Here is a 14,116-nt window from a genome sequence, read left to right as displayed (position 1 = left end):
AATCCCCTATCATTTCGTTCCCGGCAAGAAGCTGTTCCTGCTCGGCTTGGCTCAGCATACGGACTTTTCCCGTCAGCTCAGGCAGACTGTCCAACCGTACAACCAAAGGTTCAACTTTACCTTCCTCGACCAGCTTCCTCCAAGCGTTCAATGACTCTTTCGCTTGTTGCAGTCTGGATGAGATATCGGGCTTCTGAAGCGGTGAGGCAGTCGAAGCCGAAGCCAAAATGCTGTCGCCACCAGAATTCGATTGTTCCATGCTTCCCCCTTAACTCAGCGAGCTGATAGCCAGTCGGGGCCAGCGTTGCCGAATATGCCTTTCCGGTCAGAACGCTCGCACCCAGGACTTGGCTGCCCTGCGCCAGAATATGACCTCGCAGATTGGCCAGTGTTCCACCCTGACCAATAAAGTCATCGATCAACACATAGTGTAGGCCAGATTCCACGCGCCCCTTGAAAATAGGTTGATGCGCCAGGCGAACAAACCCGCTCGCGCCAGTATGCCCTACAACGTTGGTCTGAAAAACACGTCCTTCGACATCCCATCGCAATAGGTGCCCAAGTACTTCGGCCATCACCCTGGGGATCGCATTCATACCTGCGGATTCTTCGGCTAGCACGGGAAGCAAGATCGGCGCATGAAGGCCAAACTCCCTGCTCATGCAATTTACCGTCTCATGCGAAAGCGAATCCAATACGAGATTGACCGACGCGATAACGTCGCCCGTCTTGGCCTGCTGATAGTTGAAATGCTGTTTGACGTGTTGTTCTGATGCTTGGATCAAAACGTCTGGAAAATCACTCCACAGAAAACGTGTCGGCTGGTCCATATCGGCGGCTCCGCTTGGCTCGTTGGTCGAGCATAGGCGGGGCCGCCGGCGATTCGATTGAGGCGGATCAGCCTTTGGAGAGCGCCTTCAGCGCCTGCTTGATGCCGTCCGAGACGCCGCTGCCGGCGGGGACGGTCTTCAATGCCAGCAAGGCTTCCTTGTCGGAATAACCCAGCGCCAGCAACGCGTTCAGGATATCGGATTGCGAGTCCGGCACGGCGTGCGCGCCGCCGGCGCCGATATCCGCGCCCAGCTTGCCCTTCAGTTCCAGCAGCAGTCGCTCGGCGGTTTTCTTGCCGATGCCGGGCACCTTGACCAGGCGGCCCGACTCCTGCAACGTCACCGCCTGCGCCAGGTCGGCGATCGACATGCCCGACAGGATGGACAGCGCGGTGCGCGCGCCGACGCCGGTGATCTTGATCAGTTGGCGGAACACCGCCCGTTCCTCGGCATTGCCGAAGCCGAACAGCAGGTGCGCATCCTCGCGGATCGCCTGGTGCGTGAACAGCACCACTTTTTCGCCCACGCCGGGCAGGTTGTAGAAGGTGCTCATCGGCACATCGACCTCGTAGCCGACGCCGCCGCAGTCAACCAGCAGTTGCGGCGGATTTTTTTCAAGCAGAATACCGGAGAGACGACCGATCATCGTGTGATTGCCTTTAAAGAGGAAGGGTTAGCCGACCAGGCGGCCGTTTTTCATGCGCAGGCCGGCCAGCGGACCGCGCGCGGCCGTGGTCGTGCCCTTGCCGGCGCCGGCGATCAGGGTCAGCGTCTCGCGGCTGTGGGCATGGCAGATGGCGACGCCGAGCGCATCGGCGGCATCGCTGCCGGGCAGGCCGGGCAGCGACAGCAGCCGCGCCACCATGTCCTGCACCTGCGCCTTGACCGCGCGCCCGGTGCCCACTACCGCCTGCTTGACCTGCGTCGGCGAATACTCGGCCACGCTCAGGTCGGCCGACACCAGCGCGCAAATGGCCGCGCCGCGCGCCTGGCCCAGCAGCAAGGTCGATTGAGGATTGACGTTGACGAACACCTGCTCGATGGCGGCGTAGTCGGGTTGGTAGGTGCGGGCCACCTCGGCCACGCCGTCCAGGATCACCTTGAGGCGCTCCGGCAGGCTGCCCTCGCCGCTCTTGATGGTGCCGGAAGCGATGTAGCGCAGCTTGGCGCCCTGCTTGTGGATGACGCCAAAGCCGGTGGTGCGCAAGCCGGGGTCGATGCCGAGAATAATCATTCCCGGATTGTAACCGGGAACATTGAATGCTGTATATAAAAACAGTGCGGCGGATGCGTCCGCCGCACTGTGCAAGCTACTCAGGTCTTAATGGCGGAAGTGGCGGGTGCCGGTGTACAGCATGACCACGCCGCGCTCGTCGGCGGCGTCGATCACTTCCTGGTCGCGCATCGAGCCGCCCGGATGGATCACGCAGGTCGCGCCGGCGTCGACCACCACGTCCAGGCCGTCGCGGAACGGGAAGAAGGCGTCCGACGCCACGACCGAACCGGTCAGCGACAGGCCGGCGTTCTGCGCCTTGATCGAAGCGATGCGGGCCGAGTCGATACGGCTCATCTGGCCGGCGCCCACGCCCAGGGTCATGTTGTTACCGCAGAAGACGATGGCGTTGGACTTGACGTACTTGGCCACGCGCCAGGCGAACATCAGGTCCTGCAACTGCTGCTGGGTAGGCTGCAGCTTGCTGACCACTTTCAGGTCGCCGATCAGCACGTTCTTGGAGTCGGCCGACTGCACCAGCAGGCCGCCGCCGACGCGCTTGAAGTCCATCGCGTTGACGCCGTTACCCAGTGGGATTTCCAGCAGGCGCACGTTCTGCTTGGCCGACAGGATCTGCTTGGCTTCGGCGGTGAAGGTCGGCGCGATCAGCACTTCGACGAACAGCTTGGCCAGCTCGGTCGCCGCGGCGGCGTCCACTTCGACGTTGAAGGCGATGATGCCGCCGAACGCCGAGGTCGGATCGGTCTGCAGCGCGCGCTTGTAGGCGTCGGCCGCGTTGGCGCCCAGCGCCACGCCGCACGGATTGGCGTGCTTGACGATCACGCAGGCGGCGCTCTGGTCGAAGCTGCCCATGCTCTTCACGCATTCCCATGCGGCGTCCGCATCGGCGATGTTGTTGAACGACAGTTCCTTGCCCTGCAGCTGGCGGTAGTTGGCCAGCGCGCCTTCGGTCGAGGTGACGTCGCGGTAGAACGCGGCCGACTGGTGCGGGTTTTCGCCGTAGCGCATGTCCTGCACTTTTTCAAACGCCACGTTCAGCGTGTTCGGATAGGTGTTGCGGCTGGCGTGGGCGCGGGTCGCGTCCAGGCTGGTCAGGTAGTTGGCGATGGCGCCGTCGTACTGCGCGGTGTGCGCGTAGACCTTGGTGGCCAGCTTGAAACGGGTATCGTAGCTGACGTAGCCTGGAGCGTTGTCGCTGGCCTTCATTTCAGCCAGCACCACGCCGTAGTCGGCCGGGTCGCAGATGACCACCACGTCCTTGTGGTTCTTGGCGGAGGAACGCAGCATGGCGGGGCCGCCGATGTCGATGTTCTCGATCGCGTCTTCCAGCGTGCAGGTGTCCTTGGCCACGGTGGCCTGGAACGGGTACAGGTTGACCACCACCATGTCGATGGTCGGGATGTTGTGCTCTTCCAACTTGGCCATGTGCTCAGGGAAATCGCGGCGGGCCAGGATGCCGCCGTGGACTTTCGGGTGCAGCGTCTTGACGCGGCCATCGAGCATCTCCGGGAAGCCGGTGTAGTCGGCCACTTCGGTCACGGCGACGCCGTTGTCGGCCAGCAGTTTGGCGGTGCCGCCGGTCGACAGGATGTTGACGCCCATGGCGGACAGCGCGCGGGCGAAGTCCAGCACACCGGTTTTGTCGGAGACGGAGATGAGAGCTTGTTTAATCATGGCTTGAGAGGGGCTAGTGGTTGAATATGAGGGGATGACGTATTCGGTATTGCGGGTGCGGCAACAGCGGCCGTCCCCAGCCACTCATGCCGGAAAAACGCGCGCTGTTACAGCAGGCCGTGTTCTTGCAGTTTTTTGCGCAAGGTATTGCGGTTGATGCCCAGCATCTGCGCGGCATGCGACTGGTTGCCGTCGGCGCGCGTCATGACCACTTCCAGGATCGGTTTCTCCACGGTCAGCACGACCATGTCGTAGATATTCGATGCCTGCTGCTCGCCCAGGTCGTTGAAGTAATCTTCAAGGCTCTTCTGGACTACTTCCTGGATGCTTTCTTTGCTCATTTTATATCGTTCGCTTTTAATCTGTTGACGCTGGTAAATCGCTGCGGGGCTTGTGACCCTGGCGCCTACCCTTCTGATCCGACTTTTTTAGGCTCTCTACGCCGCCTTACGCTGCTTCCAATTCTTCAGGGAGGCGGTATTGTAACCGCTCGCCGTAACTCCACTGGGATTCGAAAAATTGATCGACGGCAATCAGTTGTTCTTCGGTGGACTCCAGCAGGTTCATTTTCTGCCGGAATTCCTCGCCGCCCTGCAGGTCGCGCACATACCAGCCTATGTGTTTGCGCGCGGTGCGCACGCCCAGGAACTCGCCGTAGAAGGCGTAGTGGGCGCGCAGGTGTTCATCCATCAGGGCGCGCACTTCGTCCACATACGGCGCCGGCAGATGGCTGCCGGTGCGCAGGTAATGGTCGATCTCGCGGAAGATCCACGGGCGGCCCTGGGCGGCGCGGCCGACCATGACGGCGTCGGCGCCGGTGTAGTCGAGCACGAACCTGGCCTTCTCCGGCGTGGTGATGTCGCCGTTGGCCACCACCGGAATGGCAACCGAGCGCTTGACCGCCGCGATGGTGTCGTACTCGGCGTCGCCGGTGTAGCCGTCGGCGCGGGTGCGGCCGTGCAGGGTCAGCATGGCGATGCCGGCGTCCTCGGCGATGCGCGCGATGTTCAGCGCGTTTTTATTGGCGCGGTTCCAGCCGGTGCGGAATTTCAGCGTGACGGGCACGTCGACCGCGCCCACCACGGCGTCGAGGATCTGCTTGACCAACAGCTCGTCCTGCAACAAGGCCGAACCGCACCAGGCGTTGCAGACTTTCTTGACCGGACACCCCATGTTGATGTCGATGATCTGGGCGCCGCGCTCGACGTTGAAGCGGGCGCAGTCGGCCAGGTCCTTGGGATCGGCGCCGGCGATCTGCACCGCCTTCGGCTCCATCTCGCCGGTGTGGTCGGTACGGCGCGAACTTTTTTCGGTCGCCCACAAGCGCGGATTCGAGGCCGCCATTTCGGACACCGCATAGCCGGCTCCGAGCTGTTTGCACAGCTGGCGGAAGGGGCGATCGGTGACGCCGGCCATGGGGGCGACGAAAACGTTGTTGCGCAGTAAATGAGGGCCGATTTGCACTGGCGATACCTGGACGGGAAGAAGGAACCCTCTATTTTAACCGAAGGGCTGCTCAAATAATAAGCACTATTTTTTATGGATACGGCACATGTGCAGCCTTGCCGTTATGAACGAACATTTCCATGCATAAACTATAAGCACGGTCGTCAGATAATATCGTCCATCGCGGCCAGGCTCAGGTGGTCGACCTCGCCCCAGCTGGTGAGCGCCAACTTACCGTCGGCCCACGTGAAACGGTTGATGCTGGCGTTCTTGACCTGGAAATCGCGCGGACTGTCGAGCGACATGCCGACCGCCGCCCGGTAGGCGCACTCCAGCACGCCGCCGTGGGCGACGATGGCGATGGTGCGGCCGGGGTGGCGCTGCGCCCACTCGGCGATGCCGTCCGTGGAACGCTGGTAGAACTGGCGGAAGCTTTCCGCCTCCCGCTCGCCGGCCGGCATGACGGCGTCGATATCGCGCGCCTGCCACAACGCGTACTCGGCCGGGTATTGCTGCTCGATCTCGGCGTACAGCATGCCTTCGAACACGCCGTAGCAACGCTCGCGCAGCTGGTCGTCGGTCTGCACGTCCAGGCCGTCGTACTGGTCGGCCACGGCTTGCGCCGTCTGCATCGCCCGTTGCAGGTCGCTGGAGACCAGCACATCGACCTGCTCGGCGGCCAGCGCCTGCGCCAGCACGTTAGCCTGGCGGGCGCCCTCGTCGTTCAGCGGAATGTCGGTATGGCCTTGCAGGCGGCGCACGGCGTTCCAGGAAGTCTCGCCGTGGCGGATCAGCAAAATAATGGTGTTCTTCATGCAATCTTTTTTCTGGACCGGCGCGCCTGGGCGGCCAGGGCCGGGTTCAGGGTGTAGGTGCCGATCAATTGGGCTTCGTCGATGATGTGGCCGTGCAGGGCGTTCAGCAGGTCGGCGCAGCTGAAGCGCCCTTCCAGTTCCAGACGCGGTGTATCCAGCGCATAGAGCCGGAAAATATAGTGGTGCAGGCGCTCATCGTTAAACGGCGGACAGGGGCCATCATACCCGTAATAGTCGCCAGCCATGGCGGGGTCGGCCGAAAACCAGCCGCTGTAGTCGTTGACGCCCTGGCGCAGCGCCAGGCCGTCCAACGCCACGTCCGGGCCGGGCTTGCCGTGCGCGGTCACGCCGCGCGCCAGCGCGCCTTCCGCGATTGTTTGCAGGCCGAGCGGGATGTCGACCAGGCTCCAGTGGAAGAAGTCGCCGCGCGGCTGGCTGTCCGGCAGCGTGCAGCCGGCGCGGTTGACGTTGCTGGCGTCCTGCGGCGCGTCGCCGTCGATGCACAGCAGCGCCAGCGATTCGGTGCCGGCCGGCACGTCGCACCACGCCAGATGGGGGTTGCGGTTGGCGGACAGGACGACTTGCCCGTCCGCGTCCAGCGTGCCAAAGGCGTATTCAGCCGGAATGACGCCGCCATCGCGAAAACTGTCGCTCGAAAGTTTCATGCTCGTCTCCCAACCGCCTGTTTTATTTTGCGTTTGTTTGCAGCCAGAACGTCACCGGACCGTCATTGGTCAAGGTGACCTTCATGTCCGCGCCAAACTGGCCGGTTTCCACTACTTTATGCTTTTGGCGCGCCTGTTCAACAAAATAATTAAACAGGCGCAGACCGTCGGCCGGCGCCGCGGCCGGCGTGAACGAGGGCCGCGTGCCGGATTTGGTGTCGGCCGCCAGCGTGAACTGCGGCACCAGCAACAGGCCGCCCTCGACGTCGGTGACGCTGCGGTTCATCTTGCCGGCCTCGTCGGCGAACACCCGGTAGCCCAGCAATTTGGTCAGCAGCGCATCGGCTTCCTTCTCGGTGTCGCCGCGCTCGGCGCACACCAGCACCATCAGGCCGGCGTCGATGGCGCCGACGGTGGCGCCGTCGACCACCACGGTGGCGCCGTTGACGCGTTGCAGCAACCCTATCATGCGGTCAGCGTGACGCGCGCGAACTTGCGCTTGCCTACTTGCAGCACAAAGGTGCCGGCCTCGATCTTCACCGCCTTGTCGCTGACGACGGCGCCGTCGATGCGCACGCCGCCCTGGTCGATCATGCGGCCCGCTTCCGACACCGATGCGCACAGCCCAGCCGATTTCAGCAACTGCTGGATGCCGGCCGGCGCGCCCGGCAGCGTGATTTCCGCCACGTCGTCCGGAATCCCGCCTTTGGAGCGGTTGACGAAGTCGTTCAGCGCCTCTTCCGCCGCCGCCTGCGAATGGAAGCGGGCGACGATTTCCTGCGCCAGCGCCACTTTGGCGTCGCGCGGGTTGGCGCCGCCGTCGACGGTGGCCTTCAGCGCGGCCAGGTCGGCCAGCGAGCGGAACGACAGCAGTTCGTAATATTTCCACATCATCACGTCGGAAATACTCATGATCTTGGCGAACATGGTGTTGGCCGGCTCGGTGATGCCGATGTAGTTGTTCTTCGACTTGGACATCTTGTCGACGCCGTCCAGGCCTTCCAGCAGCGGCATCGTCAAAATGCACTGCGGTTCCTGGTCGTAGTCCTTCTGCAGCTCACGGCCAACAAGCAAGTTAAATTTCTGGTCTGTTCCACCTAACTCAAGGTCTGCCTTCAAAGCGACCGAATCGTAGCCTTGCATCAATGGATAGAGGAACTCATGGACCGCGATCGGAGTCCCACTCTTGAAGCGCTTGCTGAAATCGTCGCGCTCCATCATGCGGGCCACGGTGTAGTGCGAGGCCAGCTTGATCAGGCCGCGCGCGCCCAGCGGATCGCACCACTCGGAGTTGTAGCGGATTTCGGTCTTGGCCGGGTCCAGCACCAGCGAAGCCTGCTTGAAATAAGTCATGGCGTTCTGCTCGACCTGCTCGCGCGTCAGCGGCGGACGGGTGGCGTTGCGGCCGGACGGGTCGCCGATCATCGACGTGAAATCGCCGATCAGGAAGATCACCTGATGGCCCAGGTCTTGCAGCTGACGCATCTTATTCAACACAACGGTGTGGCCAAGGTGCAGGTCAGGTGCGGTAGGATCCAGGCCCAGCTTGATGCGCAGCGGCACGCCGCTTTGCTCGGAGCGCGCCAGCTTTTGGGCGAACTCGCTTTCAATCAGCAGCTCGTCGACACCGCGCTTGGTGATGGCGAGGGCCTCCAGTACGCTGTCGGTCAACGGCAGAACTTTCGAAGGGGCCGGCGATGTCGAAGAAGAGGTAGTCATAGTTTTTTGCGGTATATTTCAGAAAAAGGCAGGCAGCTTCAGGAGTTTGTTATAATCCTCGATCCATCAATCTTGCCGTACGAAAACGAACTTAAACAATAATTAGAAGAAATAAAACGTTCCTGAATAGTTCAAGCGGCAAATTTTAACTGATTGCATGAACCAAATACATAAATTCACGAGCTCACGCTTGTTCAGTCTGCTAGGTTCCACGCGCAAGGCGCGCATCATCAGCGCGTCCGCATTGTTTCTTGCGGTCTGTGCTTTTGGCGCCGCCGGCGTGGCTCCGCTCGCCCCTGACGCCTCCGACCTGCCGGTCAAATCGGTGCAGGAATCGGTCGCGCTGCCGGACCTCAGCTCGCAGATCTCCGCGCTGGAACAGCAATCCTCCAATGAACACTTCGTCCACGAAGAAAAAATCCGCGCCGGCGATACGCTGGCCGCGCTGCTGACCCGTCTGGGCATCGACGACGACGCGGCCGAGAACTTTATCAAAAAAGATAAAGTCGCGAAAGGCGTGATGCAGCTCAAGACCGGCAAGCGCGTACAGGCGCAGACCGACGACGAGGGCAATCTGCAATGGCTGCGCGCCGTGGTGGTGGATGGCAAGGACAATCCGGTCAAGAACATCAAGGTCACCCGCAAGGGCGACGGTTTTGTCGCGGAAGAAGAAGCGGCCAAGCTGGAACGCCGCGTGGAAATGCATGCGCGCACCATCAGCTCGACCTTGTATGCGGCCACCGATTCGAGCGAAGACGGCGCCAAGCTGCCGGACACCATCGTCAAGCAGATCGTCGAGATGTTCTCGACCAGCATCGACTTCCGCGGCGACCTGAAGCGCGGCGACCATTTCAATGTGGTCTACGAAACGTTCTGGCAGGATGGCGAGTTTGTGCGAGCGGGCCGCATCCTGGCGGGCGAGTTCACCAACAAGGGCACGACGTTCCAGTCGGTCTGGTTCGAAGATCCACAAAGCAAGCAAGGCGGCGGTTACTACAGCTTCGACGGCAAGTCCCTCAAGAAAGCCTTCCTCAAATCCCCGGTTGAATTCTCCCGTATTTCGTCTGGCTTCGCGATGCGCGTGCATCCGATTTCGGGCCAGTGGAAAGCCCACAAAGGCATCGACTTCCCGGCGCCGACCGGCACCCCGATCCGCGCCTCGGGCGATGGCGTGATCGATTTCGCCGGCACCCAGAACGGCTACGGCAACTTCGTCATGATCAAGCACTGGGCCAACTACACCACCGCCTACGCCCACATGAGCCGCTTTGCGCCTGGCCTCAAAAAAGGCAGCAAGGTCAGCCAGGGTGATGTGATCGGCTACGTCGGCACCACCGGCTGGTCGACCGGCGCGCACTTGCATTACGAATTCCGCGTCGGCGGCGAAGCCAAAGATCCAGGCACGCTGAACGTGCAAGCCCAGGCGCCGTTGACGGCAGCCGAGATGTCCCGCTTCAAGTCCTACGCTTCCGACATGTCGCACCGCTTCGCGCTGCTGCAGCCGGGCGGCTCCGGCGGCACCCGCGTCGCGGCGAAGTAAGATTTAATTCAGCTTCATCCAAACAGGTCGCGCCAGCGGCCTGTTTTTTTATGATCATGCGCCGTCAAGGACGCGTCTTCTGTGCGACAGCGCACGCCGACTCAGGCAGAATACGTTTTTGTATTTCTGGATGCAGCTATGTCTCTGTATATCGGTTTGATGTCCGGCACCAGCCTGGACGGCGTGGACGGCGCACTGGCGCGCTTCACCGGCGACGCCATCGACACGCTGGCGGCCGCCTACGTGCCCTTCCCGCCCGCCCTGCGCGCCGACCTGCTGGCCCTGCAGGCCGCCGGCCACAACGAGATCGAGCGCGAGGCGCTGGCTGCCAATCAACTGGCGCGGTTCTACGCCGAGTGCGTCAAGGCGCTGCTGGACGACGCCTCGCTGCAAGCGCAGGACGTGCGCGCGGTGGCGGTGCACGGGCAGACCATCCGCCACCGTCCCGAACTGGGCTTTACGCGCCAGACCAATAACCCCGCCCTGCTGGCCGAACTGTGCGGCATCGACGTGATCGCCGACTTCCGCAGCCGCGACATCGCCGCCGGCGGCCAGGGCGCGCCGCTGGTGCCGGCCTTCCACCAGGCCTTGTTCGGCAAGCCGGGGCAGACGCGGGTGGTAGCCAACATCGGCGGCATCTCGAATATCAGCGTGCTGACGGATGGCAAGGTAATCGGCTTCGACACCGGGCCGGGCAATGTGCTGATGGATGCGTGGATAGTGCGCCACCAGGGCAAGGAATTCGACCAGGACGGCGCCTGGGCGGCCAGCGGCAAGGAAATCCCCGGCCTGCTGGCGAATCTGCTGGCCGAGCCCTATTTCGCGCTGCCGGCGCCCAAGAGCACCGGCCGCGACCTGTTCCACATCAATTGGCTGGACCAGCATCTGGCGGCGTTCGCCGACGCCAGGCCGGAAGACGTACAACGCACGCTGACGCGCCTGACGGCCCTCACGCTGGCGCAGGCGGTCCAGGCCTATGGCGCGGGCACGGACGCGGTCTACGTCTGCGGTGGCGGCGCCTACAACGGCGTGCTGATGGATGAGCTGGGCGCGGCGCTGGGCCGGCAGGTGACGGTGGAATCGACGCAGGCGCTGGGCGTGGCGCCGAACCGGGTCGAGGCGATGGCCTTCGCCTGGCTGGGCTACCGCTACACCGAGCGGCTGGCGGGCAACCTGCCAAGCGTGACGGGCGCCTCGGGCGACCGCGTGCTCGGCGCGCTTTACCCGCGATAAAACAAAAACGGCGGCACAACCGGAGTTGTCCGCCGTTTATCGCAGCCGGCCAGGGCCGGCCGTGCGCGGTTATACCGAGAACGAAGAGCCGCAGCCGCAGGTCGAGGTGGCGGTCGGGTTCTTGATGACGAATTGCGCGCCTTCCAGGTCGTCCTTGTAGTCGATTTCCGCGCCGACCAGGTACTGGTAGCTCATCGAATCGATCAACAGCTGGACGCCGTTCTTGACCATGGTGGTGTCGTCTTCGTTGACGATTTCGTCAAACGTGAAGCCGTACTGGAAGCCGGAGCAGCCGCCACCCTGCACGAATACGCGCAGCTTCAGGTCTGGATTGCCCTCTTCCTCGATCAGTTGGGCGACCTTCTCGGCCGCGCTATCGGTGAAGATAATAGGCGACGGGATTACATCTAGCGATTCGGCGACAGCATTCATTTCAGACTCCTACGTGAAAACATTTGATCCATTATAGACCGTTGGTGTAATTTATGCTCCAGAGACCGCCAAAAGCGGCTCCACGCCGGAGCTGTCGCGATGGGTCAATGTGCCCAACACCTGCGCGCCGCCGTGCATTTCCAGTACTTTGTAACTGACATCCCCAATGATACGGGCACTCGGCTGGATTTCAAGCAAATCCGCGCTGAAAACACAACCCTGGACCTCGCCATTGACCACCAGGTGGTCGCAGCGTATCTCGCCTTCCACACGGGCATGCTCGGCAATGACCAGATAACTGGGATGTCCTGCCTCCGCGACAATATTACCGATGACCTCACCATCAATGCGCATGCCGCCGCGAAACAGCAAATTACCTTGCACGCGGGTGGCGGCGCCGATCAGGCTATCCATATCGATCATCTGCAACTTTCTGCTGGCGGAGTGGGCGGGAATTCCTAATCTACTATCCCCGCCCTGTTGCACTTTGATTTACGGCAGCAGCGCGATCTGGGTCAGGCCGGTGGTTTCCTCCAGGCCGAACATCAGGTTCATGCACTGCACCGCCTGGCCGGACGCGCCCTTGACCAGGTTGTCCTGCACCACCAGCACGATCACGGTGTTGCCGTTGTCCGGGCGATGCAGCGCCAGGCGCAGCATGTTGGAGCCGCGGGTGGAACGGGTTTCCGGATGCGAACCGAACGGCATCACGTCGACGAACGGCGAGTCCTTGTATTGCGCTTCGAACAGCGCTTGCAGCTCTTCATTGCTGACATCCTTGGTCAGGCGGCCGTACAAGGTCGAGTGCATGCCGCGTATCATCGGCACCAGGTGCGGCGTGAACACCAGGCCGACCTTGTCGGCGGTGAACTTCTGCAACTGCGCCGAGGTTTCCGGCGTGTGGCGGTGGCCGGCCACGCCGTAGGCCTTGAAGTTGTCGCTGGATTCAGAGAACAGCGTGCCGATCTCGGCCTTGCGGCCGGCGCCGGACACGCCCGACTTGCAGTCGGCGATCAGCGAGCCGGCATCGATCAGGCCGGCCTTCAGCAGCGGGTAGTAGCCCAGCTGCATGGTGGTCGGGTAGCAACCCGGATTGGCGACCAGGCGCGCGCCCTTGATGGCGTCGCGGTTCAGCTCGGCCAGGCCGTAGGCGGCTTCATCCAGCAGGCCTGGGCAGGTGTGCTCGATCTTGTACCATTTTTCAAAGACCGCCTTGTCCTTGATGCGGAAGTCCGCCGCCAGGTCGATCACCTTGACGCCGGCCGCCAGCAGCGCCGGCGCCTGGACCATGGCCACGCCGTGCGGGGTGGCGAAGAACACCACGTCGCACTTGCTCAGGTCGGCCTTGTCCGGCGACGAGAAGGCGATGTCCACGCGGCCGCGCAGCGAAGGGAACATATCGGCAACCGGCAAGCCATCTTCCTTGCGCGACGTGATAGCCGTCAGCTGCACATCAGGGTGGACTGCCAACAGTCGCAGCAATTCCACTCCGGTATATCCGGTGCCGCCGACGATGCCAACTTTGATCATGTTCTTTCCTTGAATGAGGTAATGCGTAGAGGGGACTGCCATTTTATCAGGCATATGCGACAGACGTGTTACGTGTACCAGATAGCAAAAAAGCCGCCCGACACAGGGCCGGCGGCTTTTTTGAGGATGCGCCGCAAGCAGCGCACCACAGCGTAAAAATTAACGCTTCGAGAATTGCTTTGCGCGACGTGCTTTGCGCAGACCAACTTTTTTACGTTCAACTTCACGTGCATCGCGGGTAACGAAGCCGGCGCGTGCCAGATCCGGTTTCAGCGCTGCATCGTAGTCGATCAGGGCGCGGGTGATGCCGTGACGCACAGCACCTGCCTGGCCGGACTCGCCGCCGCCGTGAACGTTGACTTTGATGTCAAAACGCTCGACGTTGCCGGTCAGTTCCAGTGGTTGACGAATAACCATCAGGCCGGTTTCGCGGGAGAAGTACTCAGCCGCTGGCTTGCCGTTAACGATGATTTGGCCAGTGCCAACTTTGATAAACACACGAGCTACTGCACTCTTGCGACGGCCGGTGCCGTAATTGTAGTTACCGATCATGTCAGTTCCTTAGATTTCGAGTGCTTTAGGTTGCTGAGCAGCGTGCGGGTGCGAACCTTCAGCGTACACTTTCAGCTTCTTGATCATTGCGTAGCCCAGTGGGCCCTTCGGCAGCATGCCCTTGACGGCTTTTTCCAGAGCACGGCCTGGGAAACGCTGTTGCATTTTCAGGAAGTTGGTCTCATAGATGCCACCTGGGTAGCCCGAGTGACGGTAGTAGGTCTTCTCGGTTGCTTTGGTGCCGGTCACGCGCAGTTTGCCTGCATTGACGATGACGATGAAATCGCCGGTATCGACGTGAGGAGTAAATTCTGGCTTGTGTTTGCCGCGCAGTCGGAGTGCCACTTCGCTGGCAACACGTCCGAGGACTTTGTCCGTCGCGTCAATCACGAACCAATCGCGCTGGACTTCATGGCCCTTAGCGGAAAAAGTTTTCATGTTGACTT

The 14,116-nt window shown here is 61.9% G+C and carries 17 protein-coding genes; 2 read left to right on the top strand and 15 right to left on the bottom strand.

Translation table 11 applies throughout. The features are described 5' to 3' along the window. Nucleotides 1-116 precede the first annotated feature (116 nt). From AC07OK_RS23800 to tyrS, 10 genes are all read right to left on the bottom strand, one after another. Complete coding sequence (locus tag AC07OK_RS23800) at nt 117-830, bottom strand: phosphoribosyltransferase (RefSeq protein ID WP_494692607.1); 714 nt, start codon at nt 828-830, stop codon at nt 117-119. A gap of 67 nt (nt 831-897) precedes the next feature. Then, a complete protein-coding gene (gene ruvA, locus AC07OK_RS23795) occupies nt 898-1,476 on the bottom strand; it encodes a Holliday junction branch migration protein RuvA (protein WP_070271126.1) in 579 nt (192 codons plus the stop codon). A 27-nt stretch (nt 1,477-1,503) separates the two neighbouring features. Then, nucleotides 1,504-2,064 (bottom strand): crossover junction endodeoxyribonuclease RuvC, encoded by a 561-nt coding sequence (ruvC, locus tag AC07OK_RS23790; RefSeq protein ID WP_494692606.1) that lies wholly within the window; start codon nt 2,062-2,064, stop codon nt 1,504-1,506. An 87-nt stretch (nt 2,065-2,151) separates the two neighbouring features. Further along, on the bottom strand, nt 2,152-3,738 hold the full coding sequence (gene purH / locus AC07OK_RS23785; protein WP_494692605.1) for a bifunctional phosphoribosylaminoimidazolecarboxamide formyltransferase/IMP cyclohydrolase: 1,587 nt from the start codon (nt 3,736-3,738) through the stop codon (nt 2,152-2,154). A gap of 107 nt (nt 3,739-3,845) precedes the next feature. Next, the gene (locus tag AC07OK_RS23780; protein WP_008445162.1) at nt 3,846-4,079 is read right to left on the bottom strand and encodes a helix-turn-helix domain-containing protein; all 234 of its coding nucleotides are present in this window, start codon (nt 4,077-4,079) and stop codon (nt 3,846-3,848) included. Between the two features lie 106 nt (nt 4,080-4,185). After that, complete coding sequence (dusB, locus tag AC07OK_RS23775) at nt 4,186-5,202, bottom strand: tRNA dihydrouridine synthase DusB (RefSeq protein ID WP_494692604.1); 1,017 nt, start codon at nt 5,200-5,202, stop codon at nt 4,186-4,188. Between the two features lie 146 nt (nt 5,203-5,348). Further along, nucleotides 5,349-5,999 carry a histidine phosphatase family protein gene (locus AC07OK_RS23770; protein ID WP_494692603.1) on the bottom strand — a complete coding sequence of 217 codons (651 nt, stop codon included), beginning with the start codon at nt 5,997-5,999 and terminating at the stop codon, nt 5,349-5,351. Beyond that, complete coding sequence (locus AC07OK_RS23765; RefSeq protein WP_494692602.1) at nt 5,996-6,664, bottom strand: YbhB/YbcL family Raf kinase inhibitor-like protein; 669 nt, start codon at nt 6,662-6,664, stop codon at nt 5,996-5,998. Before AC07OK_RS23765 ends, AC07OK_RS23770 begins: the two co-directional genes overlap by 4 nt. 22 nt (nt 6,665-6,686) lie before the next feature. Next, nucleotides 6,687-7,133 carry a D-aminoacyl-tRNA deacylase gene (gene dtd, locus AC07OK_RS23760; RefSeq protein ID WP_494692601.1) on the bottom strand — a complete coding sequence of 149 codons (447 nt, stop codon included), beginning with the start codon at nt 7,131-7,133 and terminating at the stop codon, nt 6,687-6,689. Then, a complete protein-coding gene (gene tyrS, locus AC07OK_RS23755) occupies nt 7,130-8,383 on the bottom strand; it encodes a tyrosine--tRNA ligase (RefSeq protein WP_494692600.1) in 1,254 nt (417 codons plus the stop codon). The genes dtd and tyrS overlap by 4 nt, the downstream gene beginning before the upstream one ends. Nucleotides 8,384-8,540: 157 nt before the next feature. Here tyrS and AC07OK_RS23750 point away from each other — a divergent pair, with 157 nt between their 5' ends. Both AC07OK_RS23750 and AC07OK_RS23745 read left to right on the top strand, forming a co-directional pair. Next, a complete protein-coding gene (locus tag AC07OK_RS23750) occupies nt 8,541-9,923 on the top strand; it encodes a M23 family metallopeptidase (protein WP_217945079.1) in 1,383 nt (460 codons plus the stop codon). Between the two features lie 138 nt (nt 9,924-10,061). Beyond that, a complete protein-coding gene (locus AC07OK_RS23745; protein ID WP_494692599.1) occupies nt 10,062-11,156 on the top strand; it encodes an anhydro-N-acetylmuramic acid kinase in 1,095 nt (364 codons plus the stop codon). 69 nt (nt 11,157-11,225) lie between these two features. Here the strand turns inward: AC07OK_RS23745 and erpA are convergent, their stop codons facing one another. The 5 genes from erpA to rplM all read right to left on the bottom strand — a co-directional run bounded on the left by erpA (nt 11,226) and on the right by rplM (nt 14,108). Then, nucleotides 11,226-11,588, bottom strand: coding sequence for an iron-sulfur cluster insertion protein ErpA (erpA, locus tag AC07OK_RS23740; RefSeq protein ID WP_008445143.1), 363 nt, complete (start codon nt 11,586-11,588; stop codon nt 11,226-11,228). Between the two features lie 51 nt (nt 11,589-11,639). Continuing rightward, nucleotides 11,640-12,011, bottom strand: coding sequence for a bactofilin family protein (locus AC07OK_RS23735; protein ID WP_494692598.1), 372 nt, complete (start codon nt 12,009-12,011; stop codon nt 11,640-11,642). Nucleotides 12,012-12,080: 69 nt separating this feature from the next. Next, nucleotides 12,081-13,118 carry an N-acetyl-gamma-glutamyl-phosphate reductase gene (gene argC / locus AC07OK_RS23730; protein WP_494692597.1) on the bottom strand — a complete coding sequence of 346 codons (1,038 nt, stop codon included), beginning with the start codon at nt 13,116-13,118 and terminating at the stop codon, nt 12,081-12,083. 159 nt (nt 13,119-13,277) lie between these two features. Then, on the bottom strand, nt 13,278-13,670 hold the full coding sequence (rpsI, locus tag AC07OK_RS23725; RefSeq protein WP_020704898.1) for a 30S ribosomal protein S9: 393 nt from the start codon (nt 13,668-13,670) through the stop codon (nt 13,278-13,280). Between the two features lie 9 nt (nt 13,671-13,679). Continuing rightward, the gene (gene rplM / locus AC07OK_RS23720; RefSeq protein ID WP_008445136.1) at nt 13,680-14,108 is read right to left on the bottom strand and encodes a 50S ribosomal protein L13; all 429 of its coding nucleotides are present in this window, start codon (nt 14,106-14,108) and stop codon (nt 13,680-13,682) included. Between the last annotated feature and the right edge of the window lie 8 nt (nt 14,109-14,116).

It is taken from the genome of Duganella sp. GW821-FHT07G03 (assembly GCF_059418605.1).
This window is presented reverse-complemented; position numbering and strand designations above follow the sequence as displayed.